28 protein-coding genes are annotated in these 25,291 nt (G+C 44.8%); 18 read left to right on the forward strand and 10 right to left on the reverse strand.

Features of this window, described 5'->3' with window-relative positions:
- Positions 1-116 precede the first annotated feature (116 nt).
- From QT996_RS17725 to QT996_RS17740, 4 genes are all read left to right on the forward strand, one after another.
- Entirely contained in the window at positions 117-278 is a 162-nt protein-coding gene (locus tag QT996_RS17725; RefSeq protein ID WP_333048026.1) for a hypothetical protein, read from the forward strand.
- 147 nt (positions 279-425) lie between these two features.
- On the forward strand, positions 426-1,715 hold the full coding sequence (locus QT996_RS17730; RefSeq protein WP_333048027.1) for an aminopeptidase P N-terminal domain-containing protein: 1,290 nt from the start codon (positions 426-428) through the stop codon (positions 1,713-1,715).
- 111 nt (positions 1,716-1,826) lie between these two features.
- Entirely contained in the window at positions 1,827-4,754 is a 2,928-nt protein-coding gene (locus QT996_RS17735) for a PAS domain S-box protein (RefSeq protein ID WP_333048028.1), read from the forward strand.
- 6 nt (positions 4,755-4,760) lie between these two features.
- A complete protein-coding gene (locus QT996_RS17740) occupies positions 4,761-5,978 on the forward strand; it encodes an ATP-binding protein (RefSeq protein WP_333048029.1) in 1,218 nt (405 codons plus the stop codon).
- Positions 5,979-6,126: 148 nt separating this feature from the next.
- Here QT996_RS17740 and QT996_RS17745 read toward each other — a convergent pair whose 3' ends face one another.
- The 4 genes from QT996_RS17745 to QT996_RS17760 all read right to left on the reverse strand — a co-directional run bounded on the left by QT996_RS17745 (position 6,127) and on the right by QT996_RS17760 (position 11,487).
- Positions 6,127-6,711 carry an HAD family hydrolase gene (locus QT996_RS17745; protein WP_333048030.1) on the reverse strand — a complete coding sequence of 195 codons (585 nt, stop codon included), beginning with the start codon at positions 6,709-6,711 and terminating at the stop codon, positions 6,127-6,129.
- Between the two features lie 96 nt (positions 6,712-6,807).
- Positions 6,808-7,932, reverse strand: a complete 1,125-nt coding sequence (locus QT996_RS17750) for an ATP-binding protein (protein WP_333048032.1) — start codon at positions 7,930-7,932, stop codon at positions 6,808-6,810.
- Positions 7,929-10,208 (reverse strand): WD40 repeat domain-containing protein, encoded by a 2,280-nt coding sequence (locus tag QT996_RS17755; RefSeq protein ID WP_333048033.1) that lies wholly within the window; start codon positions 10,206-10,208, stop codon positions 7,929-7,931. The genes QT996_RS17750 and QT996_RS17755 overlap by 4 nt, the downstream gene beginning before the upstream one ends.
- Complete coding sequence (locus QT996_RS17760; RefSeq protein WP_333048034.1) at positions 10,192-11,487, reverse strand: NACHT domain-containing protein; 1,296 nt, start codon at positions 11,485-11,487, stop codon at positions 10,192-10,194. The genes QT996_RS17755 and QT996_RS17760 overlap by 17 nt, the downstream gene beginning before the upstream one ends.
- 493 nt (positions 11,488-11,980) lie before the next feature.
- Between QT996_RS17760 and QT996_RS17765 the strand changes: the two genes are divergently transcribed.
- Positions 11,981-12,190 carry a hypothetical protein gene (locus QT996_RS17765; RefSeq protein ID WP_333048035.1) on the forward strand — a complete coding sequence of 70 codons (210 nt, stop codon included), beginning with the start codon at positions 11,981-11,983 and terminating at the stop codon, positions 12,188-12,190.
- A gap of 175 nt (positions 12,191-12,365) precedes the next feature.
- Here the strand turns inward: QT996_RS17765 and QT996_RS17770 are convergent, their stop codons facing one another.
- Positions 12,366-13,328, reverse strand: a complete 963-nt coding sequence (locus tag QT996_RS17770) for a glycosyltransferase family 9 protein (RefSeq protein ID WP_333048090.1) — start codon at positions 13,326-13,328, stop codon at positions 12,366-12,368.
- A 172-nt stretch (positions 13,329-13,500) separates the two neighbouring features.
- On the opposite strand from QT996_RS17770, the gene ispD reads away from it, so the two are divergent.
- The 3 genes from ispD to QT996_RS17785 all read left to right on the forward strand — a co-directional run bounded on the left by ispD (position 13,501) and on the right by QT996_RS17785 (position 15,356).
- Entirely contained in the window at positions 13,501-14,193 is a 693-nt protein-coding gene (gene ispD, locus QT996_RS17775; protein ID WP_333048036.1) for a 2-C-methyl-D-erythritol 4-phosphate cytidylyltransferase, read from the forward strand.
- A gap of 165 nt (positions 14,194-14,358) precedes the next feature.
- A complete protein-coding gene (locus QT996_RS17780) occupies positions 14,359-15,021 on the forward strand; it encodes a Uma2 family endonuclease (RefSeq protein ID WP_333048037.1) in 663 nt (220 codons plus the stop codon).
- On the forward strand, positions 15,018-15,356 hold the full coding sequence (locus QT996_RS17785) for a hypothetical protein (protein ID WP_333048038.1): 339 nt from the start codon (positions 15,018-15,020) through the stop codon (positions 15,354-15,356). Before QT996_RS17780 ends, QT996_RS17785 begins: the two co-directional genes overlap by 4 nt.
- Before the next feature lie 146 nt (positions 15,357-15,502).
- Here the strand turns inward: QT996_RS17785 and QT996_RS17790 are convergent, their stop codons facing one another.
- Together QT996_RS17790 and QT996_RS17795 are read right to left on the reverse strand one after the other, a co-directional pair.
- Positions 15,503-16,435 carry a LysR family transcriptional regulator gene (locus tag QT996_RS17790; protein WP_333048039.1) on the reverse strand — a complete coding sequence of 311 codons (933 nt, stop codon included), beginning with the start codon at positions 16,433-16,435 and terminating at the stop codon, positions 15,503-15,505.
- 66 nt (positions 16,436-16,501) lie between these two features.
- Positions 16,502-16,681, reverse strand: coding sequence for a hypothetical protein (locus QT996_RS17795; RefSeq protein WP_333048040.1), 180 nt, complete (start codon positions 16,679-16,681; stop codon positions 16,502-16,504).
- 51 nt (positions 16,682-16,732) lie between these two features.
- Here QT996_RS17795 and QT996_RS17800 point away from each other — a divergent pair, with 51 nt between their 5' ends.
- The 6 genes from QT996_RS17800 (at position 16,733) to QT996_RS17825 (ending at position 19,866) form a co-directional block, all read left to right on the forward strand.
- Complete coding sequence (locus tag QT996_RS17800) at positions 16,733-16,990, forward strand: hypothetical protein (protein WP_333048041.1); 258 nt, start codon at positions 16,733-16,735, stop codon at positions 16,988-16,990.
- 91 nt (positions 16,991-17,081) lie between these two features.
- Positions 17,082-17,366 carry a hypothetical protein gene (locus tag QT996_RS17805; protein WP_333048042.1) on the forward strand — a complete coding sequence of 95 codons (285 nt, stop codon included), beginning with the start codon at positions 17,082-17,084 and terminating at the stop codon, positions 17,364-17,366.
- Positions 17,367-17,447: 81 nt separating this feature from the next.
- Positions 17,448-18,512: a tetratricopeptide repeat protein gene (locus QT996_RS17810; protein WP_333048043.1), complete on the forward strand. Its 1,065-nt coding sequence runs from the start codon at positions 17,448-17,450 to the stop codon at positions 18,510-18,512.
- A 178-nt stretch (positions 18,513-18,690) separates the two neighbouring features.
- Positions 18,691-18,966, forward strand: coding sequence for a hypothetical protein (locus tag QT996_RS17815; protein WP_333048044.1), 276 nt, complete (start codon positions 18,691-18,693; stop codon positions 18,964-18,966).
- Positions 18,963-19,328 (forward strand): clan AA aspartic protease, encoded by a 366-nt coding sequence (locus QT996_RS17820; protein WP_333048045.1) that lies wholly within the window; start codon positions 18,963-18,965, stop codon positions 19,326-19,328. The genes QT996_RS17815 and QT996_RS17820 overlap by 4 nt, the downstream gene beginning before the upstream one ends.
- Before the next feature lie 127 nt (positions 19,329-19,455).
- Positions 19,456-19,866, forward strand: coding sequence for an N-acetyltransferase (locus QT996_RS17825; RefSeq protein WP_333048046.1), 411 nt, complete (start codon positions 19,456-19,458; stop codon positions 19,864-19,866).
- Positions 19,867-19,963: 97 nt separating this feature from the next.
- On the opposite strand, the gene QT996_RS17830 is transcribed toward QT996_RS17825, so the two are convergent.
- Positions 19,964-20,785 (reverse strand): ATP-binding cassette domain-containing protein, encoded by an 822-nt coding sequence (locus tag QT996_RS17830; protein ID WP_333048047.1) that lies wholly within the window; start codon positions 20,783-20,785, stop codon positions 19,964-19,966.
- Positions 20,786-21,326: 541 nt separating this feature from the next.
- Between QT996_RS17830 and ssuE the strand changes: the two genes are divergently transcribed.
- The 4 genes from ssuE (at position 21,327) to QT996_RS17850 (ending at position 23,529) form a co-directional block, all read left to right on the forward strand.
- On the forward strand, positions 21,327-21,884 hold the full coding sequence (ssuE, locus tag QT996_RS17835) for an NADPH-dependent FMN reductase (protein ID WP_333048048.1): 558 nt from the start codon (positions 21,327-21,329) through the stop codon (positions 21,882-21,884).
- A 33-nt stretch (positions 21,885-21,917) separates the two neighbouring features.
- Positions 21,918-22,949, forward strand: coding sequence for a sulfonate ABC transporter substrate-binding protein (locus QT996_RS17840; protein ID WP_333048049.1), 1,032 nt, complete (start codon positions 21,918-21,920; stop codon positions 22,947-22,949).
- A 127-nt stretch (positions 22,950-23,076) separates the two neighbouring features.
- The gene (locus QT996_RS17845) at positions 23,077-23,235 is read left to right on the forward strand and encodes a tyrosine-type recombinase/integrase (RefSeq protein ID WP_333048050.1); all 159 of its coding nucleotides are present in this window, start codon (positions 23,077-23,079) and stop codon (positions 23,233-23,235) included.
- Positions 23,236-23,301: 66 nt separating this feature from the next.
- Positions 23,302-23,529: an EF-hand domain-containing protein gene (locus QT996_RS17850; RefSeq protein WP_172190219.1), complete on the forward strand. Its 228-nt coding sequence runs from the start codon at positions 23,302-23,304 to the stop codon at positions 23,527-23,529.
- 280 nt (positions 23,530-23,809) lie between these two features.
- On the opposite strand, the gene QT996_RS17855 is transcribed toward QT996_RS17850, so the two are convergent.
- Positions 23,810-24,814 carry a 2-oxoglutarate and iron-dependent oxygenase domain-containing protein gene (locus QT996_RS17855; RefSeq protein WP_333048051.1) on the reverse strand — a complete coding sequence of 335 codons (1,005 nt, stop codon included), beginning with the start codon at positions 24,812-24,814 and terminating at the stop codon, positions 23,810-23,812.
- Positions 24,815-24,850: 36 nt separating this feature from the next.
- The gene (locus QT996_RS17860) at positions 24,851-25,243 is read right to left on the reverse strand and encodes a carboxymuconolactone decarboxylase family protein (RefSeq protein ID WP_333048052.1); all 393 of its coding nucleotides are present in this window, start codon (positions 25,241-25,243) and stop codon (positions 24,851-24,853) included.
- Positions 25,244-25,291: the final 48 nt, after the last annotated feature.

Consider the following 25,291-nt stretch of genomic DNA (forward strand, 5'->3'; position numbering starts at 1 on the left):
GGTTTTTAGCTGGCATTTTTGTAGAGATTGACTAAACTCATTTTTTATTATACCCTATTTAAAGGCACAACAGCTTAGGAACTCAACAGTTTAGTAACGAGAAATTGTTGGCGCAAATGGAAGTTAACTGCCAGCAGCGACAGTTTAGAACTGTTAGAGTTAGCGAAGATGGCGAAAATTGGTCTAATTTCGATCCGAGATGGACTTTAGTCGATCGCAACTCATCTTTGTCTCGGCTGGTTGACTATACTTGTAAATTGGCGATCGCAGAACAATAGAATAAATAAGTATACCCAGAAAAAAAACTGATCGCCTATATCTTCAACCCTGGGCTTGCGGGTGCAAGCCGGACAAGCAGCGATTTCAACCGCCGAGTGTTAATATTACACTCACTCTAAAATCTAAAATCTAAAATCTAAAATCGGATGACAAACCCCACCGAATACCGGCAAAGACGCGAACAGTTAATGGCAAAAATTGGCAGCGGGACGGCGATATTTCACAGCGCGCCCGCAGCCGTAATGCACAACGATGTAGAATACGCATACCGACAAGATAGCGATTTTTTCTACTTGACCGGTTTCAACGAAGCTGCGGCGGTAGCAGTGCTCGCGCCGCACCACGAAGAACACAAATTTGTGTTGTTTGTGCAGCCAAAAGACTTGGAAAAAGAAACTTGGCACGGTTATCGCGCCGGAGTAGAAGGCGCTAAAGAACTTTACGGCGCGGATGAAGCTTTCCCCATCGCCGAACTTGCGGAAAAACTGCCGAAATATTTAGAAAAAGCCGATCGCATATACTACCACTTCGGGCGCGATCGTAGTTTCGACCAAACAGTCCTCAATCACTGGCAGCGCTTGATGGCAACCTACCCAAAACGCGGCACAGGCCCGACAGCAATCGAAGATTCCAACATCATTTTACACCCGATGCGGCTGGTGAAAAGCGAAACAGAATTAGCATTAATGCGAAAAGCGGCTAATATCTCAGTTGCAGCGCACAACCGCGCCCAAGAATTCGCCAAACCGGGCAGATACGAATATGAAATTCAAGCTGAAATAGAACATACTTTTGGCTTAAATGGCTGCACTCCCGCTTACCCTTCAATTGTTGCATCAGGTTACAATGCCTGCGTCCTCCACTACATCGAAAACAATCGGCAAATGCAGGAAAACGATTTGCTGCTAATAGATGCCGGTTGTGCTTGCGGGTACTACAACGCCGATATTACTCGCACCTTTCCTGTTAGCGGCAAATTTACAACTGAACAACAGATAATTTATGACTTAGTTTTGCAAGCACAATTGCAGGCAATTAGTCAAGTCTATACCGGAAATCCTTACAGCAAAATTCATGAAACGGCAGTGCGCGTTTTGGTGGAAGGCTTAATGGATTTAAAACTTTTGGTGGGGGACATTGAAGAGATTATTAAAGAAGAGAAATACAAGCCATTTTATATGCACCGCACTGGTCATTGGCTGGGACTGGACGTGCACGATGTCGGCGTTTATCAGTACGGAGAAAATCCGCAAGTTTTGCAGGCAGGACAAGTGCTGACTGTGGAACCGGGGATTTATATTTCTCCTTATATTAAGCCTGTTGAAGGACAGCCGGAGGTTCCTGAAAAATGGCGCGGTATTGGCGTGAGAATTGAAGATGATGTTTTGGTGACAATGGAGGGCCATGAAGTCTTGACGGCGGGAGTTCCTAAATGAAGGAAGAAGGAAGAAGTTAAGAAAAACTTTGGCTAATGCAGTGAAGGCTTGAGCTTTGTTAGTATGGGCTTGAAAAAGCTCAAGTCCGCAACTGCCAAACCTAGAGCAATTATGTGTATTGATCCTACCAAGATCGATCGACCTCTGGAAACCTGCGAAGCATTAGTAGCAGAGCAAAAAGCAAAAATTCGGCAACTTGAAGAGGATTTGCAGCAGCAGAGAGAATTGTGCCAGAAATTAGAAGCACAACTTAAAGCAGTCGAGAATGCAGACTCTTCGGGTTCCGTAACTGAATTTGATAGCACCGAGGACGATCGCATTCAGTTAATCGCATCTCTGGAAAAAAGCCAGGAAATGTACCGAACTCTCATCAAACATTATCCGAATGGTTCAGTGTTTTTGTTCGATCGCGATTTGCGCTATACCCTGGTTGACGGCCAAGGTTTGGCAGTAGTTGGTTTGTCCAAAGAACTGTTGGAAGGCAAAACGTTGTGGGAAGTATCGCCACCTGAAGATTTGCCCCTTTTTGAGACTACATATTGCGCTGCTTTGGCAGGAAAAGAGAATACTTTTGAATATAAATACGGCGGTCGCGTTTATTCAACAACAATTGCTCCCGTCAAAAACGACCGGGAAGAAATTTTTGCCGGCATGGTCGTTACCCAAGATATTACCGAAAAAAAACAGGCAGAAATAGCGCTGGAAGAAATCAAAAATCAGCTAGAAATTAAATATCACAAGCGCACTGAAGACTTGAAAACTGCAAACGATCAATTGCAGGAAGAAATTCTCTCTCGCTGGCGCGCCGAAAAAGCTCTGCGGGAAAGCCAGGAACAGCTAGAATTGTTTTTCTCTCAATCTTTAGATGGCTTTTTCTTTATGATGCTGGACCAACCCATACACTGGGACGATACAGTTAACAAAGAAAAAGTCTTGGATTACGTATTTGCTAACGGGCGGGTAACGAAGGCAAACGATGCTTTGATAGCTCAATACGGAGGTACTAGGGAAGAGTTTATTGGTCGGACGCTTTACTCTTTCTTATCGCACAACTTGACGGGCGGCAGAGAGATAATGAGGCAATTTTTCGATGCGGGCAGAATTCACATCGAAAATGACAATCGCAAGTTTGACGGGGTTTTATTTTGGCTAGAAGGCGACTATATTTGTATTTACGATTCCCACGGCAGAATCGTCGGGTATTTTGGCGCGCAGCGCGATATTAGCGATCGCAAAAAAGCAGAAGCCACCCTCAGAGATAGCGAAGAACGCTTTCGGGCAACCGTCGAACAAGCGGCAGTCGGCATTACCCACCCTGACCAAACAGGCCGCTATTTGCGAGTCAATCAAAAATTCTGCGAGATACTGGGATATAGTGCGAGCGAACTGCTGTCCCGAACTTGGATGGACGTTACTTACCCAGAAGATATAGATGCAGATTTAGAACAAAACAATAAATTATTTGCCGGGGAAATTGACAGTTTTAAAATGGAAAAACGCTTGCTGCACAAAGACGGCACGCTAGTTTGGGTAAATATTACAGTATCGCTAATCAAAGAACCGCTGAGCGGGGCAATTTACAATGTAGTAGTGACAGAAGATATTAGCGATCGCAAAGAAACCGAAGCAGCCCTGAAAGAAAGCGAAGAAAGATTCCGACAGCTAGCAGAAAACATTGAAAGGGTGTTTTGGATGGTAAACGTTCAACCCCAGGAAATTATTTATATCAGTCCGGGTTACGAAAAGATTTGGGGCAGAAGCTGCGCTGATTTGTATGCTTACGGGCGCTTTTTTGCAGATTCCCTCCATCCAGAGGATCGCGAGCGCGTTATTGCTAATTTAACTAGACAAATTGAGTCGGAAGACGAGATAGAATATCGAATTGTCAGGCCGGACGGCAAAACCCGCTGGATTCGCGATCGGGCTTTTCCGATTAGAAATCAATCTGGTAAAGTTTACCGCATCGTGGGCATTGCAGTAGATATTACCGCACGCAAACAGGCAGAAAAAACTATCCGTGAAAATGAAGAACGCTTCCGCCAGTTAGCAGAAAATATCCAAGATTCCGTCTGGCTAATGTCTGCTGAATTCACAGATTTATTGTATCTGAGTCCAGCTTACGAACAAATCTGGGGGCGCAGTCGCGAAGAACTGTATGCTGAGCCCTTAAAAATGATGGAGTGGGTGCATCCAGAAGATAAACGCCTGTTGGAAGAGGCAATGGGGCTAGTGTTGCAGGGCGAATCCACCAATACCGAATATCGGATTTTTCTGCCAGACGGCACAATTCGCTGGGTGTGCGATCGAGCTTTTCCCATTTACGACGAATCGGGCAAAATTTACCGCGTCGCGGGTATTGCCGAAGATATCAGCGATCGCAAATTTACCGAGGCCCGCATCCAAGCAGCACTCCGCGAAAAAGAAGTATTGATCAAAGAAATTCACCACCGAGTCAAAAATAATATGCAGGTAATTTCCAGCTTGCTGGAACTTCAAGCTCAATACATTGAAGACGAACCCACACTAGCTTTATTTGAAGACAGCCAGACCCGCATTCATTCAATGGCTCTGATTCACGAGCAACTGTATCAATCCGAACATCTTGATCGCATCGCTCTCCCCCCCTACGTCGAAAACTTGGTTGCTAATTTGTATCAATCTTTTGGGTGCGGCAACACTGCCATCCAATTCAAGCTCAACCTTGCTCCAATTTATTTAAACATAGAAACAGCAATTCCTTGCGGTTTAATTATTAACGAAGTAGTTTCTAATTCCTTAAAATATGCTTTTAGCCAAAGTTTGGCAGGTGAAATTAACATAAAATTTAATGAATTAAGTTGTCAGCAACTCCAATTAATTATTCAAGATAATGGTAGCGGATTCCCGGCGAATTTCGACGTAGAAAATGCGGAAACATTAGGATTGCGATTAGTGAGAATGTTGTCTTGCCAATTAGAGGCAAGTATTACCATTGACAGTCACTGTGGAACCTGCTACACTCTAATTTTTAAAGAGTTAAATTATCAGCGACGCATTTAAGGAAAAATGAACCCTATAAAAATTTTGGTTGTCGAAGACGAAGTTATTGTAGCGCAAGACATAGCAGGTCGATTAAAAAAACTGGGATATGCAGTAACCGCTACAGTTTCTTCAGGAGAAGAAGCTATTCAAAAATCTATAGAAAACCCGCCCGATTTGGTGTTGATGGACATCGTGCTTAAAGGTGACATGGACGGAGTAACAGCGGCAGAAAAAATCCGAATTAAGAGGAATGTGCCGACAGTATTTTTAACAGCTTATGCCGACGATAAAACGCTGCAAAGAGCGAAACTTACCGATCCATTCGGTTACATTATCAAACCATTTCAACAAAATGATTTACGGGTGGCGATCGAGATTGCCCTGCACAGACACGAAATGGAAACCCAGATGCGAGAAGCTCTCAAAGCTTCGGAAGCAGCCAGAGAGTCGATGGAAGAAAAATCGCACCGCCAAAACCATTATATTTCAATGGCGGCTCACGAATTGCGCAACCCGCTCAACGCGATTTTAATCTCTGCGGAACTCCTAAAGCTCGATCGAACTCGCAGCAGTGACGAATCCCAAGTCAGAACCCTGCGACTGGTGCACTCAGCTACCCAAAAGATGAACCAGCTAATCGACGATATGCTGTTCATGGGCCGAGCAGAAGCAGGAAAACTCAAATGCAATCCATTACCGATTAATTTAGTCGAATTTTGTCAAGACTTGCTCGCTCAATTGCAGTTAGGAAATGAAACCAAGCACAAACTAACATTAATCCCCTCAAATGTTACCAGCGCGATATTAGATCAACAATTGCTGCACGGCATTATTTCTAACTTAATCGTCAACGCCATCAAATATTCGCCAAACGGCGGACAAGTCACCTTGGAATTGGAATACTGTCAACCAGGCGAGGGAGACAAAGAAGCTATTTCCTGCTTATCTCCTCAGTGTTTGTTTAACAATCCCCAATTTACAAATATTAACTCTCCCTCACTAATTATGCGCATCCGAGACGAAGGTATCGGCATCCCAGAAACCGAAGTAGGGAAAATATTTGAAATGTTCTACCGCTGCAAGAATACTGGAAAGATTAAAGGTAACGGTTTGGGATTAACAATTGTTAAAAAAGCTGTGGAATTGCAAGGAGGCGCGATCGCCTGCGAAAGCAAAATGGGCGTTGGTACGATTTTCACAGTCGCGCTTCCTTACGTTGCCCTTTCCTGCAAAATTCAGTAAATCTTGAAGTTTTCTATCTTTATTCCTTAGTCCGGGAAGGACGTTCGGCAAAGCTCAGTCGAGCAGCAGACGAAAGTTTGTGTAGAATCGGTTTCACCCAGTTTTCTAAAGGATAAGGCGCGCAGTGCGCACCCTAAAAATAGGTTTTCTAATCATCAAAGTGTTGCAAAATCCACTCAACCGCCGCCGCTAAATTGGCTGCAATAAAATCTGGTTTAGTATGATGCTGATACTCTCCGCTCAACACGCTTTCTCCGTAACCAGTCTGCACCAAAATGCCAGTACAGCCAGCATTGTGAGCCATATCAACATCAGTCGCTTTGTCCCCCACCATAAAACTATTCGGCAAATCCAAATCGTGTTCCCAAGCTGCGGCTACCAACATCCCCGTATTCGGTTTTCGCCAAGTCGTATATCGCGTGAATTCGGGGTTTGTTCCGCCTTCTGCTTCGCTCAAATAAGGGCAGTAATAAAGAGCATCTAGCCTCGCTCCCCCTTCTTTTTCTAATAACTGACACAGGCGTTGATGCAAAGCTTCTACGTGGCTAACCGGATAATAGCCCCTCGCCGGACCAGATTGATTAGAAACCAAACAGCAAAATATTTGTTGGTCATTTAAACGGCGTACAGCTTCAGCTATTCCGGGGATTAAGTGCAAATCTTCTAGTTGGTGAATGTAACCAGCTTCGATATTGAGAACGCCATCTCGGTCAAGAAATACTGCTCGTTTCATTGTTGTATTGTTTTTAATATAACTCACTCGGCGATTGAAATCGCATCTAGACCAACAAAGTTCGCCTGCGCGGACTGAGGAGAAAAGGTGCGCTCGTCATTCTAAAATAGATTGTTGGCGCAGCCATTCGCGGAAGCTGGCATGATAGAAACTATAGCAAACTACTCCTCCGATTTCTTGCATATCTAAGAATTCAATCCAATTGTCTAACACTTTTTCAATTTCGTATTCATCCTCATCAATTATATTGGATATGGCACTTACAGATAAACCTGTTGTGGATTGTACCAAAACATTCAGCACAGATAACTCGATCGCCGATAAGCCATCACCTGTCATCCGCAGCCAGTGGTTTTGATAATACGCTGCTAAACCGGGAGGAAGTTCAGAGACAAGTGAGGACTCTCCCAGATTAGCATCGGGGTGTGAATTCTCGCCGCTCGCCCTTAACATCTGACTCAGATACATAAAATTGTTTTCGCTGACAGTGGCGAGTTGTTGGCAGAATTCGGGTTGAGTTAAATCCGGTGCGGTTGATAGGTATTGCTGAATGTAGTTAAGGACATCTTCCCGATTTTGGGCGGGATAATCTCTTAAATCGAGAGTTTGAGAGGGGGTTTCAATTAACAAACCGGATTTCTCTCTCAAGAACGGGCGGCGGGCGAGGATAAAATAAGTACGATCGCCCAAATATCTCGGAAGGTAAAACAGATTGGTACTGGGAGGCTGACTCGTGCGGGCGATCGCGTCTACAGAATCAATGACTATTATCAACTTTTGGCGATCGGCTAATTTATCGCTAATTTGCTGAAGCAACAAAGACAGAAACCAACTCCCATCATCAGATTCGAGATTTTGAAGTTGAGATCTGAGTTTGACAATTTCCGATGTTTCCCCATTGGCGGCAAGGTATTTGTCAATCAGTTGAGTGCAGACAGAAGCGAGAAAATCTTCAGCTCGATTTTTGCCTTCAACTGCAGCGTTGTAATAGATACTGCGAGGATGGGCGGTGACATATTGGGCGAGGATGGAACTTTTGCCGCAGCCGGGAGTGCCGACAATTGTGAAATAACCGCGGCTGTGGGAGTTCAGAAAGTCGGAAATGGCAGAAAAAACCAACTTGCGGCCGACAAAATTCTCGGTTTTTTCTCGCAGGAGTTGCTGAAATTCCCTTGGGTAAGCAGCGGTAGAGATGGGAGTTGAGAGAGGTGAGGAATTCATTTTAGTTCCTCCATCCCTTCTAGCCGCAGGAAATATACGCGGCCGGATTCGTCGCCTGCCACAATTGTGAGTCCATCGGGTGCAATAGCGCAACAGGCGATCGAACTTTCACCCGTGAAACTTGCAATGACACTTTTACTCGATAAGTCCCAGACTTTGAGGGTGTTGTCATTTGAAGCAGAAATCGCCCGCTTCCCATCAGCAGTGACAGCAACTGCATTTACCGAGTTGCTGTGACCTTTGAGAGTAAACTCTTCCTTTCCAGTTACTAAATCCCAAACTTTAAGGGTTTGGTCATCTGAACCAGAAACTGCCCGCTTCGCATCAGCAGTAACTGCTACTGCATTTACCGATTTGCTGTGACCTTCAAGTGTAAACAGTTCATCTCCAATTGTTAGATCCCAGATTTTGAGGGTTTTGTCGTATGAACCAGAAATCGCCCGCTTACCATCAGGAGTAATGGCAACTGCTTTTACCTTGCGGCTATGACCTGTTAAAATAAACAGTAAATCTCCAGTTGTTACATCCCATGGTTTTAAGATGTTGTCCCATGAATCAGAAATCGTCTGTTTGTCATCACCAATGACCGCTACTACATCAATTACTGCTACTGCACTTACCTTGTGGCTATGATCTTTGAGCGTAAACTGATCATTTTTAGTTATTAAATCCCAGACTTTGAGAAAGTTTTTTTTTGAGGCAGAACTCCTTGAAGCATGAATTGCCCGTTTGCCATCAGCAGTGACTGCTACTACTTTTATCACTTCTCTGGGACTTTTGAAGGTAAACAGTTCATCTCCAGTTGCTAAATCCCAGACTTTGATGGTTTTGTCCCCTGCACCAGAAATCGCCAACTTTCCATCAGCCGTGACAGCTACTGCATTTACCGAGTCGCTATGACCTTTGAGAGTAAACAGTTCATCTCCAGTAGTTAAATCCCAGACTTTGAGGGTTTTGTCCGATGAACCAGAAATCGCCCGCTTCCCATCAGCAGTGACGGCTACTGCATTTACCGAGTCGCTGTGACCTTCAAGAGTAAACTGTTCCTTTCCAGTGCTTAAATCCCAGACTTTGAGGGTGTTGTTATATGAACCAGAAATCGCCTGCTTCCCATCAGCAGTGACGGCTACTGCATTTACCGAGTCGCTGTGACCTTCAATAGTAAATTGTTCCTTTCCAGTGCTTAAATTCCAGACTTTGAGGGTGTTGTTATATGAACCAGAAATCGCCCGCTTCCCATCAGCAGTGACGGCTACTGCATTTACCGAGTCGCTATGACCTTTGAGAGTAAACAGTTCATCTCCAGTAGTTAAATCCCAGACTTTGAGGGTGTTGTTATATGAACCAGAAATCGCCCGTGAACCAGAAATCGCCCGCTTCCCATCAGCAGTGACGGCTACTGCATTTACCGAGTAGCGATGACCTTTGAGAGTAAACAGTTCATCTCCAGTAGTTAAATCCCAGACTTTGAGGGTTTTGTCCGATGAACCAGAAATCGCCCGCTTCCCATCAGCAGTGACGGCTACTACATTTACTGAGTCGCTATGACCTTTGAGAGTAAACAGTTCATCTCCAGTAGTTAAATTCCAGACTTTGAGGGTTTTGTCATATGAACCAGAAATCGCCCGCTTCCCATCAGCAGTGACGGCTACTGCATTTACCGAGTCGCTATGACCTTTGAGAGTAAACAGTTCATCTCCAGTAGTTAAATCCCAGACTTTGAGGGTTTTGTCCGATGAACCAGAAATCGTCCGCTTCCCATCAGCAGTGACGGCTACTGCATTTACCCCGTCGCTATGACCTTTGATGGTACGTAGTAATCCCCTGCGAGGGGGAGTTAAACAGGATGTCAAAGGACGCAACCAAGGTGTTGCTTTCCATTGCTTTGCTACATCCAGCATTGCCTGAATCTCTGGGATTTTAAAGTACAGTAAGCGCCCTAACAATTGCTCTGCCAGTTTTCTATTATCTCGCTCCAAAATATCGGCTGACATCCACAGTACCGATTGAATCAAATTCAGAGTTTTTACTTTTTCTGGATTGTACTCTGAGTGATTTAATGCTTCTGAATCGTCAACCAAATTGAAATCATCAATAAGTGCCTGTACCCCAAACTCAGGATGCTGAATCTTTGCCATCAGGAAGTTAAAATCAGTCAGGGCTTGATAATACTTTCCTAAATTTTCAGAATTTATCAAATTAGATGGCAAACCCAAAGATACTCGCAAGAAAGCGGGACTTTCTACCTTTAATTTGTTTTCACCGAATGTTTTCATTTTCTTCTTTCTTCCTTTTTACATAGTCAACTATTCGTTGATTTACTGCCTTAAAAATCTTTCGCTTTGAATCCATCTCCCGTTTGGTTTTCAGAAAATCAAGGAAACTAGCATGATAAATGGTATAGCAGATTTCTCCGTCTATCTTCTGCTTTTTCAAATACTCAACCCACTCCTCTTCTAAAACCTGTTTCACATCGCATTCATCCATCTGGGCAATTCCAGCAATCATTTCCCAGGGAATCGCCGTTTTAATCTCTAGTAAAATATACAAGACGAGCTCCATCAATTGCCCTGGCTTATCATCCATCCTCATCCGTACCCAATGGTTTTGATAATACTCTTCCAGTCCGTCTGGCAATTGCTTGAAATCCAAGTCAGGGTAATCGCCCTTAGCAATTGCTGGTAAAACATACCGCAAATACATAAAATTATTTTCGCTTTTGTCTGCCACTTTCTCAACAAAAGTTGTATCGCTAATGTTGCGGGTTTGAATCCAGTTTCTCAGTCCATTTTTATAATTAGAATGTGAATCTAAAACAAACTGAATATATTTTTTGATATCATCCTGATTGAAATTAACATACTTTTCGTCTCTTAAATCTAACTCTTTTTCGGGAACATCTACTAACAGCCGCTTTTTATCGAGGCTATAGGGTCGCCTAGTCAGCAGAAAATAGACGTTATTGGGAAGATTTTTCGGTAAATGTAAAAGATTTTCTCCCGGTTCTTGTTCGACTTCATCCAGTGCATCAATCGCAATTACCAAACGTTCGCCCCAAGTGAGTTTTCCCGCCACCTTTGCCAGTAAAGTTGGTAAATCGGCATCTTCTGAATTTGGCAATTGATAGCGGTCAATTAATTGCTGGCGAATGCTCTTCAAAAACAATTCTGGTCTGTTGCGGCGTTCGACGAGAATATTGAAATAGCAGGGAGATTTATGTTCGGAGGCGTATTTGGCTGCGATCGAACTTTTGCCCATTCCCGCATCCCCGATAATTGTAAAATAACCGTGAGGATTTTCCTTTATAAAGTCCTGAAAAGCCTTAAAAACAAATTGGCGGCCGCAAAAGGTTTTAATTTTTTCTGCTATAAGTGATTCAAACTCTGGCGGCAGCGAATTTCCGGGATTCCAATCTTTTGGATCAACAATATCTGTTGGTTCTATTCCTAATGCTTTAGCTATGTTGATAACTTGCCATCTTTGTACGCCATTAACACATCCTTTTGTACCGAGTAAGCGCTTAATTGTGTCCATGCCAACATTAGCTTGGTCCATTAGTCCTTCTCTCGTCAGTTTAGGTTTCCTATCCTTAAATAACTGTCTGAGCAGGATTTGTCCTTTGGCACTCGATTTAACTATATCGTGTGGGTGCATAGTAGGTTTTTAGGTATGGTTGTTAGTGTTTTAGTTAATTAGATAATCCGACAGTCCGACAGGGAATGAATTCCCCGTCTCATAGCGAAAGTCCTGTTAAGAGGACTGATAATTAGTATTCTAGTACGCACTCCCACCAAAGAAACCGGGTTTTTTACGAAAAATTTTCGTTTTAGCCCGCAGATTCGGTAAAAACCCGGTTTCTGGAACCCATGCGTAAATCCTAATTTAATTACTTGTTTCTGACTAGGGCAGATAGGTTTTAATCTCCTGCCCTATCTGCCCTAAAATTTAGGGCAGAACACAAATTAAAACTCGCCCTATCTGCCCTTTCGTCTCCCTTTTTGCTCCAGTATTCTAGTTATAGAAACACTATTTAGAAGAGCAAATCGTTATGAACCACAATATTAACCGTGCCGTCAGATCCTTGCCAGCCGTGATTCTCATGGTAGGTGTAGGACTTCTATATTCTCATAAAATCTCAGTGGATGAATTCACTGCTTCCGCCAAGGCCTTGATAGGTTTTAGCAGAATTGAGTATGCTCAATCTAAGGAAAAGAAGAAGGTATTGCAGCAGGAGAGCGATCGACGAAAAGAAAGCTAAATCTAGGCGACGGAGGACACGGCAATGCCGTTTCCCTACCCCCAAAATAGGAGGAGACGGCAGTGCCGTTTCCCTACACCAAAATGATCGATCGCCCTAGATGAAAGATACAACCATCGCCAAATTAATTGTAGGGACACGGCAGTGCCGTGTCCTGACTTAGATATCCTAGTTCTTAGCCGCCCCAAACCTTCTTCAAAACATCTTGAGGAGAGATGTCTGCCATTTTGCCAGTAGGAGATTTAATGCCCAAAAATCGATCGCTCTTTGGCAACAATTTCGCCGGTTCAGTCGGGCCAAACAAAGCTATTGTATAAGTTTGAACCGCCACAGCTAAGTGCATCGGCGCACTGTCAGTACATATCATCAAATTAGCAGCAGCAATCGTGGCAGCCAACTTGCCGACATCATCCGGCGAGATAACTTTTACATTCGGACATAACGCGACTAACTTTGTCACGAACTCTGCATCTTCTGGGCCTTTCACAACAACAACAGGCAAATTCGGCTGCCGCTGCTGACAATCTTCAATTATTTGCTTCCAGTTGTCTGTAGGGTAAATTTTGTCAATACCTTTAGACACAGCTAATTGACTCGAACCGCCGTGAATTAGAATGTAGCCGCTTTCTTTTACGCCCAACCGCTGTTGTTCGGCTTCCGCCCACTGAATGTCCTGTTTTGGTACATTAATTGCGATCGCCGGACAAGGATTTGTAATGTTAAATCCTTGCAGCAAATCATGGTACATTGAAGCGGCGTACTGTTCAGTTTTTAACGGTACAGCAGCAGTGAGAAATCGAGCGCCGTTGGTTCCCGAATAGCCAACTCTCTGCGGAATGCCGGTCAGCCACAGCAGCAGCCCTACAGTCCACCGCTGGCCGAGGGAAATTACTGCTTCGTATTCGCGATCGCGAATTACGCCCAGTAAATTGCCCAAATCTGCCATAGCGTTGCGGTCTTTGAAATTGTACGTCAAGACTTCTTTGACGGATTTGCAGACTCGATAAGCGCCCTTTGCCCTCGGTTCGACGATGACATCAATTTGCGCGTCGGGATAAGACTGCTTGAGGTCATCAAGAGTAGGGAAAAATAAAATTTGGTCGCCAATCCCGCCAGGGACAAGTGCTAGTATTCGCATCATAAACGATCGGGCTATTATTGATCGAGGTAGCTCTCAGAGATCGGCTCTCAACTATCAGCTTATAGTATTTCTAGACCTTAAAAGCTACTGGCTGACAGCTAAACAACTGACTCAAAAGTACAGGACGCTCTTATTATATATATCTAGTTGGGTTAAAAACGGTTAGTAAATGCACTTATTAATTCCTGCAGCGGGTTCAGGGCGACGGATGGGGAATCAGCGGAACAAACTGCTGCTGACTTTGCTGGGAAAACCATTGCTGAGTTGGACTTTGGCTGCGGCTGAAGCTTCGCAGCACATTAGCTGGATTGGCATCATGGGCCAGCCAGACGATTTTCCTGATTTTAAAGCAATTCTGAGCGATTTATCTTTGGTTAAGCCCGTGGAACTGATTAAAGGAGGCGCCACCAGGCAAGAGTCAGTTTACAACGGTTTGCAGGCTTTGCCGCCCAATGCCGATCGAGTGTTGATTCACGACGGCGCGAGGTGTTTGGCAACTGCTGAATTGTTCGATCGATCTGCCGAGGCCCTCTTGAGCTGCCCGGGCTTGATTGTCGCCGTCCCGCTCAAGGATACGATTAAGGTCGTAGATGAGCGTCGGATCGTGCGAGACACCCCAGACAGAAGCAATTTGTGGGCAGCCCAGACTCCCCAAGGATTTGAAGTGAAATTGTTAAAGCAGTGTCACGAAGAAGGACGACAGAAAGGTTGGGAAGTGACAGACGATGCGGCTTTGTTTGAAAAATGCGGTTTACCAGTGCAAATTGTGGAGGGAGAAGAGACGAATTTGAAAGTCACAACACCCGTTGATTTAGCACTAGCTGAATTTATTTTGCGGCAGAGAACAGATAAGAGTCAATAGAATTTGTTGACTATTTTTAAGAACGGGCAAGATGCCCGTTCCACAATCAATAATTGGTTAGTTGTGGAACAGGCATCTTGCCTGTTCAATAATTGGTTAGTTGTGGAACAGGCATCTTGCCTGTTTCTTTGTTATTCTAGAAATATCATAGCTGGAAGTAAACATATGATTTCTGTTGCGCCGATCGCACCACCGTTACTCATAGGCGAAAAGCGAGTAGTGTTGAGAAATATTACTTGGCAGGGTTATCAACAACTGCTACAGATTTTAGGCGATAACCGAGCGGCTACATTGATATTCGACCGGGGGATTTTAGAAATTACCATGCCTTTAGAAGAACACGAATTTTCAGCACGCTTAATCGAACGACTGATTATTATTTTGGCTGTAGAGCTAGGTTTAAAAATCAAAACAATGGGTTCGACAACCCTCGATCGATCAGACTTAGAGCGCGGTGCAGAACCAGATAATGCCTATTACATCCAAAATCAGCCCCTCGTAGCCGGTCGTACAGTAGATATAGCCACAGATCCAGCACCCGATTTAGTCGTAGAAGTAGATATCACCCATACTGATATTGATAAGCCAGCTCTCTATGCCAGTATGGGAGTACCGGAGTTTTGGCGGTACAATGGTAGAGAATGGCGAATTTATCAGCTAGAGAACGATGAGTATTTGGAAGTATCTGTCAGCCCCACTTTTCCGATCGTGCCCAAGGAAAAGTTCTACGAATTCTTGGCAGCAGCGCAGCTAGATGAAGTAGAAGCGGAGGTGAATTTCCGCAACTGGGTGAGAGAGATGACGAATATTAATACAAGTGGAGGATGAAAGAAATGCAATATAGCGGCAAATGGCGGATCACAGAGATGGCAATGTGGGATAGTGATTACTTGGACATGGAAGTTGAAGCCTATATCGAGATTGAACCCACAGGTTCAGGAGAATTTCAATTCGGTTTAGTATCAGGTGACATTGACGGCGAAGTCGTAAAAGATGGAAAGGATCAGCGATTTGAGTTTACATGGGACGGTAATGACGAGAACGATCCTGCATTTGGTAGCGGTTGGCTCAAATTACAGGATAAAAACTCGGTAGACGGTCGAATCAAATTCCACCAAGGGGACAGTTCTAGTCTTGTAGCTAAGCGCATTAGCAGTAAATAAGCGATCGTACTATTTTATGCGAGATTTTTTAACCGCAGGTGAACGCAGATATACGCAGATAAAATCCCATCTGTGTTCATCTGCTGATATCTGCGGTTAAAAAAACTCAATCTAACGAATAACCAATAACAACTGACTTAGGTTTCTCATGAAGGATTAATCGGAAAATCGCCCTCACTATCAACCTCTGCCGCACTTTTAACTAAATCCAAAAACGCAAACACGGCCGGAATCAACAACCCATCCCTCAAAACAGCCACCCCAATTACCCTTTCAAAAGCCACAGGAAAATTACAAACTTTCACCTCAGCAGGTATCGGTTCCGCCGCCAAACGGGGCAGAATTGCTGCACCCAAACCTTGCATCACCATGCTGACAATAGTTGAATCTTCGCTGAGTTCGTAAGCGATATTTAAGGGAAACCCCGAAGTTATCAAATATTTGCGAAGCGGTACAGAACAAGCAGTTTCCGCCGGCTGCAAAATCAACGGATAAGCGGCTAATTCTTTCCATGTAATCTGATCGCTTGACAATTTGGCAGTTGGTGGCAGCAACACAACATATTTATCCCGCAAAATTTCTCTAGTTTCAAATTCATCCGAGATGGGAAGAGAGACAAAGCCGATGTCTGCTTTGCCCGATCGCAAAGCCTCTTCCACAGCTTGGGTATAATAAACTTCGGTAATGCTAACCGCAATCTTGGGAAAGCAACTGCGAAATTTAGCAATAATACCCGGTAGGATATGAGTTGCGACACTCCGAAAAGTAACTATCCGTACCTGGCCTCCCTGCAAACCTTTTTCTAAATCCGCTTCTTTGACCATCATTTCTAAGGCGTCGGCTATTTGACGCCCGTGACTCACTACCCTTTCCCCCACTGGCGTCAGTTGAGCACCGTGTCGCCCCCGGTGGAACAATTGCACTCCCAATTCTGTTTCTAAAGAGGCGATGGCGTGGCTGACGGCGGATTGGGACAGTTCCAATTGCAAAGCCGCCTCGCTAAAGTTTTCACAGTCTGCTACAGCTATCAAAGCTTGAATCTGAGAGAGTTTCATCCGCCGCGTATTGATTTCGTTCATAGCGTTTGTGCCAGTAGTACCCAAATTGTCACAAGGGCTTCGATATATCGATTTTATTCATACAACCTATGCAAGCAATGCTTTGATTGTCAATTGCCCCAGAGTTAAGGTTAATTTATCAGGTAACAGATAGATTTTTACAGGACTTGCACGACAACAATATTGTGCTGTAATTGCGATGGAAATATTGCCGTTAAAAGCTATTTTTTGTAATTTTATAGGTGCAAATTTTGTAGAGTTTATCACTTTAAGGTGTTGGCTATGTCTACTTACAAAAATTGGATCAACCCCCGAATAATGAGTTTTTTTTCGATTGCAGTTCGACCTAAAACATCCGAAAAACAGAAAGGGCAATCTCTCTTTTCAGCTATAAATCAAATTGGGCAGTTTTTCCTCTACCTCATTTCTGGTGAGGAGGAACTGAGAATTTGGCAGACTTGCGATCGCTATGGTAACACTTGGTGGCACGGTTGCGATCGAGCTACAGGTCGTTCTACCTGCGTGGCAACGGAGGGTGAAATGCGCGCTTGGCTCGATCGGCGTTATTGCCAATAGTATTGTGTGGGTTGCCTGGAAATGAAGTGAAATACAGTCCTCGATTAGCAATTACCAATTAGCAATTACCAATTACCAAGTAGGAGATGCTATGCTTCAAATATCTTCCGAATGTGCAGCGCCCGTTAGCGGAGCCCTCGAAGAGGATCGCATTATTTTGATGGAAAACGAGGTATACAAATTGCCTCAAACTCATCGAGAAATTCAAGTTTTGTCAGGAACTGCTTGGATTACGCTTGACCAACAGGACATCATCTTGCAAAGTTCTGAAAAAGCATCGCTTCCACCCAGCAGAAACATTGCTCTCATATCCGCTCTCAACAATATGCCGCTGATTCTAGCAGTCTGGCAAGACAAAAACCCAGTCAGAACCTAGAGATTGAGAAAAAATTCGGCAGGAACACCCCAAAAAGCTCTATCTTAATAGTTATCACTTAGCTATTGGAGGACTCGATCGGTGCCCTGCCGCTCTTATCACTTCAGCTATCTCGCCGCTCTAAGTATTGTCTTATCGCCCGCACTCAGCCTGGTGGCAATTTCAGACGCTCGGGCTTATGCCCCAATTATAAATGCGAGGCGCACCCAAGCGAGCGATCGCGCTCAGGCAACTGACCCCAAAACCCAAGCAGACGAACTATTTGAAACAGGAGTAAAACAGCACCGCGAGGGTTTGTTTCGAGAAGCAATCGAGACTTTTGAGCAAGTTTTGGCAATTCGCAAGCAACTAGGTGACAAACCAGGAACCGGAGAAACCCTTAATAATATGGGGGAAGTTTACGCCGAAATGGGTTCGCAGCCCAAAGCTTTGGAAGTTTTGCGGGAAGCTTTAGTCATTCACCGAGAAATCGGCAAAGGGCCTCGTATCGCGCGCACTCTCAATCTCCTAGGTTTCGTCAATCGGATTGGGGACAATTTTTCCGAAGCTATGAAACTGCACCAAGAAGCTTTGGAACTTGCCAAAACTGCTAACGACCAAATTGAAATTGGAGAATCTCTCCACAACATCGCGGCGGTGTACGCAGAACAGGTCAATTACGCCAAGGCGATCGAATTTTACCAGCAAGCGCGGACGATTCGCACGGCATCGGGCGATCGGCGCGATTTAGGCCGTACCCTCAATAACATGGGTGGCGTCTACTACAACATCGGCGACTTTAATAGAGCAATGGAATTTTACCACCAAGCTTTAGCAATTCGCCGGGAAATCGGAGACAGGGCTGGCGTCGGCCGCCTCCTCAACAACATGGCACTTACCTCTCGCAAACTCGGCAAAGATACTCAAGCGCTGATCTATTTTCAGCAAGCAATACCGATGTTAGAAGCAATCGGCGACAAGACAAGTATCGGACGCTTGCTCAACAATATGGGCGCAATTCATGAAAGTCTCGGTCAAAATGCTCAAGCTCTCGAATCCTACGAGGGAGCTTTAAAAATTGCTCGTGAGGGCGGTGACAAAGCCGGAGAAACTACAGCGATGGAGGGCATTAAGCGATTGTCTTCCGGTCGGCTTGTACCGCAATAATGACAGTTAAGCGGTTCCGCATCGGCCCTAAAGATTGGAAGCGATCGACTTTGGCAGCGATTTGGCAGTAATCTGTCAGTGGTTGCATCATTGGTTGCCAAAAGTACATAGCTCAAAAAGAGGAAAAAGGCTTTAGGGGCGCTATAATTTGATTAATATCGCGATCGAAAGGTGGAATATGCAAAGCTCCATTCTGCTGGGCAGCGAAGAAGTTGCAAGGCGTGCCCAGAAGCTCTACGATGAGCAAATCCGTCAAGAAGTAGAGCGAGAAGAGAATATCGGCAAAATGGTCATCATTGATATCGAAACAGGGGATTACGCAGTAGACAAAATGGGTTTAGAATCAGCACGGCAGTTGCGGAAAAAGAATCCCAACTGTCGGTTATTTGGGATTCGGATTGGGTACAAGGTTGCCGCTGCAATCGGTGGAGTGATGGAGCGGGTTTCAGAGTGATTTCCGGAATCGTAATCGATAGGCACGCGACGGTTTCTGTACCATTTCGTCGGCCGGATCGACCCGACGTTACAATTGAATTTGTGATAGACACAGGATTTACCGACTTTCTCTGCTTACCTCTGGAAGTTGTATCCATCTTGGGGTTGCCTTTTGAGTACAATATGCGTGCGAATCTGGCTGACAATAGCAACGTAGTGCTTCCGGTACATACCGCTACGATTCTTTGGAATGCAGAGGAGCGAGATGTTCGCGTACTTGCAACAGGAGCAAGACCGCTACTTGGAACTGCTTTGCTGGATGGATATGAACTGGTTGTGCAGTTTACAGAAGGTGGACTGGTTACTATTGAAGAGTTGTAAGTTTTTACTCCCTTAATCAATCTAAGCTATGGAAATCCGTACCGAAAAGCCAGAAGATTTAGAAGCCGTTCGCAACGTCAATATTGTGGCCTTCGGGCGATAAAATGAGGCAAACTTAGTCGATCGATTGCGGGGAATTGCATCTACATTTTCATTCGTTGCCGTACAATCCGATCGCATTGTCGGACAAATTTTCTTCAGTCCAGTTGCGGTTGAAGGGAAAGGTTCTAAAAATTTGTCGATTCTGGGGTTGGCACCAGTCGCAGTTCTACCCAACTATCAGCGGCAAGGTATAGGAACGCTGCTGATTCGGGAAGGTTTAAAAGAGTGCGGGCGATCGGGATTTCAGGCAGTGGTTGTGCTTGGTCATCAAGATTTCTATTCGCGTTTTGGGTTTATTCCTGCTAGCCGAAAGAGCTTGAAATGTGAATATGATGTACCCGATGAAGCTTTTATGGTGTTGGAGTTAGAAAGTGGAGCTTTGGAGGATTGCAGCGGAACGGTAAAGTATCGATCGGAATTTAGGATCTGCGAGTGATATCAAATCCGGGTGCATCGGATTAGCTGACGAAGAGCTCGCGAGTCAGAAAAGTTCTTAAACGAGCGCCCATATCTGAGTTACCTTGATAGATCCGTTATCCGTATTTACTTATCTTTACATAGTTGTTGGGTTTTTTGTACCTACCTATGGCAACTTTCTCTGCATCTTTGCTACTTTCTTTTTGACCCATAACGCGCTGCAAAATCGCCTCTACTTTCGCCGCAAATAGAGCATTTCCTCTCTGCCTGGGTCGCGGCATATCAATAGAACAGTCCATTGCAATCTGACCATTTTCTATTAAAATAACTCGGTCAGCTAGCACCACTGCTTCTTCTACGTCATGAGTGATCAGTAGCGCGGTAAATCCTTTTTCTTGCCATAAATTTTCTAACAATTGCTGCATCTCAATGCGAGTCAAAGCATCCAACGCGCCGAGGGGTTCATCAAGCAGCAGTAAATCAGGTTGGCAGGCGAGGGCTCTTGCTAAAGAAACTCTTTGCTTTTGACCGCCGGAGAGTACCGCCGGCCAATCGTTGGCGCGATCGCCAAGCCCTACCGCCTGAAGGACTTCCATCGCTTTGTAGTGCGTGTTTTCTTTGGCCGTGAGTAGCCCTAATTTCACATTTGCCACCACTTTTTGCCAAGGTAGTAGCCGTGCATCCTGAAACATCATTGTCACTTTAGAGTTGAGTTTGCGGGACGGCTTTCCATCTAGAAAGACAGTGCCTTGAGTGGGAACTTCTAGTCCGGCTATTAAGCGCAGTAAGGTACTTTTACCACATCCGCTGCGACCTACAATTGCTACAAATTCTCCGGGATTTATTTCTATGTTGATATTCCGCAAAATTTTAATATTTCCAAATGATTTCTGGAGTTCTACTAATTCTAGACCTATTCCTGAGAGTCGTGATTCCATTCTAAAAAACCTCCATATCGCGATCTATGCCCCAGGCTCAAAACCTTTTTGGCTGTCTAAGGTGGCTGTTGAGCAAATGCCAATTCGTCTCCTACTCACCGGTGCTGGTCAATAGCAGATTAGCATTTCTAAATTTAATCTACTGTAAGTCAGTCAAATTACAGTAGATTTTGATTGAACACGATTATTGCATAGGTATCTACAAAAAGCAAGATAATTTTTCGCTCAACTTCTGCGGCGTTGATAAATAATTGTTAAGAACAAGCAAACCCGCTTCCTGTAAAGGTTCTGTTTTTGAGTTCGGTGGGATTATGCTGTATTTGGGAGAAAAAACCTGACAGTTGATTCCCGCCGAGATTGGCGATCTCGCAAAATTTAGATAAGAGTTATCAAACTTTACATCTCCACTTACTTGCTTTTTAAAAGTGACCGTGCTAGCTTACTAGCTGTAAACTACGGTAAATCTACGAATTTACCGTATTTACTAGCGAAACCGTAAATCGTTCATTTTTAAATGAGTCAAAAATAGGAGGACTATTAAATGCCTAATGTTGTTGCGATCGCAGGTAGCCCGTCTCATCCATCCCGCTCCTTTGCCCTGCTGGAATACGCCCGCCGCGCTGTCGAGAAAGAGGGACTAAGTACGGCATCTATCAACGTCCGCGATCTCCCGCCAGAGGTCTTAATTTACGGGCAATTTGCGAGTCCAGACTTAAAAGCAGTCAACGATTTAGTAGCAGAAGCCAAGGGCATCATCATCGCCACACCTGTTTACAAAGCAGCCTACACAGGCGTACTCAAGGCTTACTTAGATTTGCTCCCGCAAAAAAGTTTGGCTGGCAAAGTTATTCTCCCCATTGCCACAGGAGGTACGCTGGGTCACTTATTAGCAATTAACTACGCCCTTAAGCCAGTGTTATCCGAGCTGGGCGCTAGTCATATCTTGTCTGGTGTCTATGTTTTAGACACCCAAATCAAAAGTTATGACGAAACCAGCGTACAACTTGAAGAGGAAACAGAACAAGGATTGCGATCGCAGTTGCAAGAGTTTGTTGGTGTCCTGCAAACTGGCAAACCCGAATTAGTTGGAAGTCTCTGATCGGAAAGTTACCACCAAACAATACTATTGTGTATGCTCAAAAGACTGATTTCATTCCTTGCTCAATTATGGCGATCGCACCTTTCCCTAGCAGCGCTATTTCTATTGGGAATCAGCTTAAATTGGGCGATCGCCTCCTGCAATACTCCCACCCCTACGGGATCTGCAAGCCCCGCCGCTTCCCCCGCAGCAGCTCAAGCTCAGGTAGTCCGCATCGGCCATCAGAAATTAGATCCATTCACCCTAGTCAAAGCCAGAGGCGGGTTAGAGAAACGCTTGCAGCCTCTAGGCATATCCGTTGAGTGGAAAGAATTTCAGTCAGGCCCCCCGATGTTGGAAGCGCTAAACGCCGGCAGCATCGACATCGGCCGCACCGGGGACGCTCCTCCAGTCTTTGCCCAGGCTGCTAACGCACCCCTGCTTTACATTGGCGGTAGCGCCCCCAAAGACCGCAGTTCAGGTATTTTAGTTCCTGCTAATTCGGCAATTCAAACCCTTGCAGATTTGCGGGGTAAGAAAATAGCTTTTACAAAAGGTTCAAGCGCCAATTACCTGTTAGCAAAAGCACTGAAATCCGCAGGGATAAAATGGACTGAGATTAAGCCTGCTAACCTGACACCAGCCGATGCCAGAGCTGCCTTCCAACAAGGTAACGTAGATGCTTGGGTAATTTGGGACCCGTTTTATGCAGCAGCTCAAGCGCCAAGAGATGTTCGTGTTGTTAAAGATAGTAAAGGACTAGCAGCTAACCGAGATTTTTACTTAGCTAATAAGTCATTTGCTGGGTCGAATGCCAAAATCATTGAGGCAATTAGAGAAGAAACTCAAGCAGTAGCGACTTGGGCCGATGCGAATCCCGCAGAAGTAACTAAGATCCTCGCTCCCATTCTGAAAATTGATGCTTCTATCTTAGATGTAGTAACTCGACGGCGGAGTTATGGATTTGAACCGATCCAAGCTGATATGGTTGCCGAGCAACAGGAAATTGCGGATACTTTTTTTGAACTCGGCTTAATTCCCAAGCAGCTCAAAGTTGAAGAAGTAGTTTGGAAACCAGGTAATTAAAAATCCCCGCTTGTGGGTAAATGTTGGATAAAGCAAAACACCTGATATCTTCTACCTTCCAAATAGCGGGGGTGAAGACGATGCTGGGGAACCGCGCTGGGATTACAGGAAAGGTCAGCCCCATTGGTTGCGTCACGCCCACGCTTCGCATTCACTAGACAGGGACGCGCCGATTCAGTTGGTGCAGCAGACGTTAGGGCATGAATCGGTAGCGACTACTTCCAGGTATCCACACGCACACGCCCAAACGACAGCAACAGCTTGTATCTGCCAGGGTAAAAGGTAACTTTCCTTGCATCTTTTTCAACATTATGGGATATTGAATTGAAAAAACTAATTCAAATAGAAAATTATGGCAACTGAGCAAGAGCTTCAATCTCTTTTTAATGCCTTGGATGGCGATCAAGATGGCAAAATATCGAGTAATGAGCTTTTTTTAAGTCCTGGGTTAAATGCAGTCATTTTAGCAGAAACAGGTACTAGCCCCGCGGAACTGCTAGCGACGTATCGAGATGAAGAGGGTAATATTACCTTTGAAGACTTGAAACAAGCTGTTAAGAAAGCAGGGAATTTAGAATAAGCGCGATCGCCTAGCCAGCAGCGATTGAAATAAAATCATTTATCCAAGTGGATGAGTGTCTTCCCCTGGTAATAGTTGCAGTAGTTATAGGGGAAAAAGCGATCGCTGACTACCAAGGATAAGAACTTGCTTCTTATCCTTTCATCTGGCAGGGATTTAAGCCCCAGTTGACATTAGAGTTATAATGTCGGCAGTGGAGAACCTTTTTTCTTTGAGCTACCTCCGAAAATCCCCTTGACAACTGGCTTTGAGCCTTAACTTGTCACCAATGGGTGACTGTTTACAAAACTTGCTGGCGCAATTGGGGAAAAACCTTTGCAACTTTGTTGAGGACATAATCGCCGTAAGTGCCGCGAAACTCGTGAACGCTGGCTTTGTCCCAACGTTCGTTCTTGTTGTCATCGACGATCGCTCCCTTGATGTCAATCGGGTGGAGTTCAGCATTGAAATTGGGATCGAAGAAGAATGGAAATGAGAGGCGATCCTGTCCTGACACATTCTTGACTCGATGAGGAGTAGAGCGATAAAGTCCACCTGTGAGGCGATCGAGCATATCGCCAATGTTACAAACAAAGGAGTTGGCGATCGGCGGTGCATCAATCCAGCCCGAGCGTGTCTTCACTTGCAACCCACCTAAATCATCCTGCTTGAGAATCGTGAGCAAACCATAATCCGTATGCTCTCCCACTCCCCAGGATTGCCCTTGCGGATTGCTTTGTGGTGGATAGTTGAAGATGCGAAATAAAATCAGGGGATCTGTCGTATAGCGATCGCGGAAGTAAGATGCTTCTAAGTTCAAACTCAGGGCAATTCCAGCCATTACTGCGTGACCTAGTTGAGTCATCACCGCCAGATATTCTAGTATTGTTTCGCGAAAAAGAGGAATATCTGGAAACAGGTTTGCTCCGTGCATGGGAACACCTGCTTGAACAGCCGGATGGGTTTGATTTAATTCCGATCCGAAATAAATTCCTTCTTTCAAATCTGGTTTACCATTCGTCAGTTCACCTCCAACCGGAAAGTAGCCGCGCCATGCCCGACCTCCCAGCGCCATCCGAATTTGCATTTTGGTTTCTAAATCTAGAGCAAAAAACTGACGGCTCAGTTGCTCCAAACGGTTTTGCAAGCCTTGGTCTACACCATGCTCAACAATGTAAAAAAAACCTGTGTCGCAGCAAGCTTGTCGGATTTGGTTTGCAACAGTATCTAGGCGATTATCCGATACCAGCGAACTAATATCGATAACCGGAATCTGAGAAACATCTACTGTTAATTCAGTGGCCATAGAGATGGATTATAAGTGGTTAAGATGGAAAGCCTTTTATAATTTGAATTGTTCATCCACCGGAATTTGATAGCCATTTGCCAGTCGATTGGTAGCGTTTGCGGTTGCCACGATCGCCATCAGTTCCCCAAATATGGCATCATTCATTCCCTTGGCTCGCGCTCCGGCTGTATGAGATGAAATGCAGTATGGGCAATTATTTGTAACGCTGACAGCAATGTAGATTAACTCGCGGGTCAGGGGATCGAGTTCTCCCGGAGCCGTCATCACCTCCTTCACATTCTGCCAGGTACGTTGCAGGGTAGGCGGATGGTTGGCGATCGCTTTCCAAAAGTTGTTGATGTACTCGGTTTTGCGTGTCGCACGAATGTCGTCATACACTGCGCGTACTTCATCAGTGGCGTTTTCGTATTCAATTAAATGGCTCATAGTTGCAATAAGGGTGAGATCGTGAAAAGCACTAATTCATAGTAGCGA

This window comes from Microcoleus sp. S13C4, assembly GCF_036700865.1.
GTDB lineage: Bacteria > Cyanobacteriota > Cyanobacteriia > Cyanobacteriales > Microcoleaceae > Microcoleus.

Bases quoted from the DNA above. Each gene is read 5' to 3' on its own strand.
- QT996_RS17725 (WP_333048026.1), top strand. From the start codon at position 117: ATGGAAGTTAACTGCCAGCAGCGACAGTTTAGAACTGTTAGAGTTAGC.
- QT996_RS17730 (WP_333048027.1), top strand. From the start codon at position 426: ATGACAAACCCCACCGAATACCGGCAAAGACGCGAACAGTTAATGGCA.
- QT996_RS17735 (WP_333048028.1), top strand. From the start codon at position 1,827: ATGTGTATTGATCCTACCAAGATCGATCGACCTCTGGAAACCTGCGAA.
- QT996_RS17740 (WP_333048029.1), top strand. From the start codon at position 4,761: ATGAACCCTATAAAAATTTTGGTTGTCGAAGACGAAGTTATTGTAGCG.
- QT996_RS17745 (WP_333048030.1), bottom strand. From the start codon at position 6,711: ATGAAACGAGCAGTATTTCTTGACCGAGATGGCGTTCTCAATATCGAA.
- QT996_RS17750 (WP_333048032.1), bottom strand. From the start codon at position 7,932: ATGAATTCCTCACCTCTCTCAACTCCCATCTCTACCGCTGCTTACCCA.
- QT996_RS17755 (WP_333048033.1), bottom strand. From the start codon at position 10,208: ATGAAAACATTCGGTGAAAACAAATTAAAGGTAGAAAGTCCCGCTTTC.
- QT996_RS17760 (WP_333048034.1), bottom strand. From the start codon at position 11,487: ATGGACCAAGCTAATGTTGGCATGGACACAATTAAGCGCTTACTCGGT.
- QT996_RS17765 (WP_333048035.1), top strand. From the start codon at position 11,981: ATGAACCACAATATTAACCGTGCCGTCAGATCCTTGCCAGCCGTGATT.
- QT996_RS17770 (WP_333048090.1), bottom strand. From the start codon at position 13,328: ATGCGAATACTAGCACTTGTCCCTGGCGGGATTGGCGACCAAATTTTA.
- ispD (WP_333048036.1), top strand. From the start codon at position 13,501: ATGCACTTATTAATTCCTGCAGCGGGTTCAGGGCGACGGATGGGGAAT.
- QT996_RS17780 (WP_333048037.1), top strand. From the start codon at position 14,359: ATGATTTCTGTTGCGCCGATCGCACCACCGTTACTCATAGGCGAAAAG.
- QT996_RS17785 (WP_333048038.1), top strand. From the start codon at position 15,018: ATGAAAGAAATGCAATATAGCGGCAAATGGCGGATCACAGAGATGGCA.
- QT996_RS17790 (WP_333048039.1), bottom strand. From the start codon at position 16,435: ATGAACGAAATCAATACGCGGCGGATGAAACTCTCTCAGATTCAAGCT.
- QT996_RS17800 (WP_333048041.1), top strand. From the start codon at position 16,733: ATGAGTTTTTTTTCGATTGCAGTTCGACCTAAAACATCCGAAAAACAG.
- QT996_RS17805 (WP_333048042.1), top strand. From the start codon at position 17,082: ATGCTTCAAATATCTTCCGAATGTGCAGCGCCCGTTAGCGGAGCCCTC.
- QT996_RS17815 (WP_333048044.1), top strand. From the start codon at position 18,691: ATGCAAAGCTCCATTCTGCTGGGCAGCGAAGAAGTTGCAAGGCGTGCC.
- QT996_RS17830 (WP_333048047.1), bottom strand. From the start codon at position 20,785: ATGGAATCACGACTCTCAGGAATAGGTCTAGAATTAGTAGAACTCCAG.
- ssuE (WP_333048048.1), top strand. From the start codon at position 21,327: ATGCCTAATGTTGTTGCGATCGCAGGTAGCCCGTCTCATCCATCCCGC.
- QT996_RS17840 (WP_333048049.1), top strand. From the start codon at position 21,918: ATGCTCAAAAGACTGATTTCATTCCTTGCTCAATTATGGCGATCGCAC.
- QT996_RS17850 (WP_172190219.1), top strand. From the start codon at position 23,302: ATGGCAACTGAGCAAGAGCTTCAATCTCTTTTTAATGCCTTGGATGGC.
- QT996_RS17855 (WP_333048051.1), bottom strand. From the start codon at position 24,814: ATGGCCACTGAATTAACAGTAGATGTTTCTCAGATTCCGGTTATCGAT.
- QT996_RS17860 (WP_333048052.1), bottom strand. From the start codon at position 25,243: ATGAGCCATTTAATTGAATACGAAAACGCCACTGATGAAGTACGCGCA.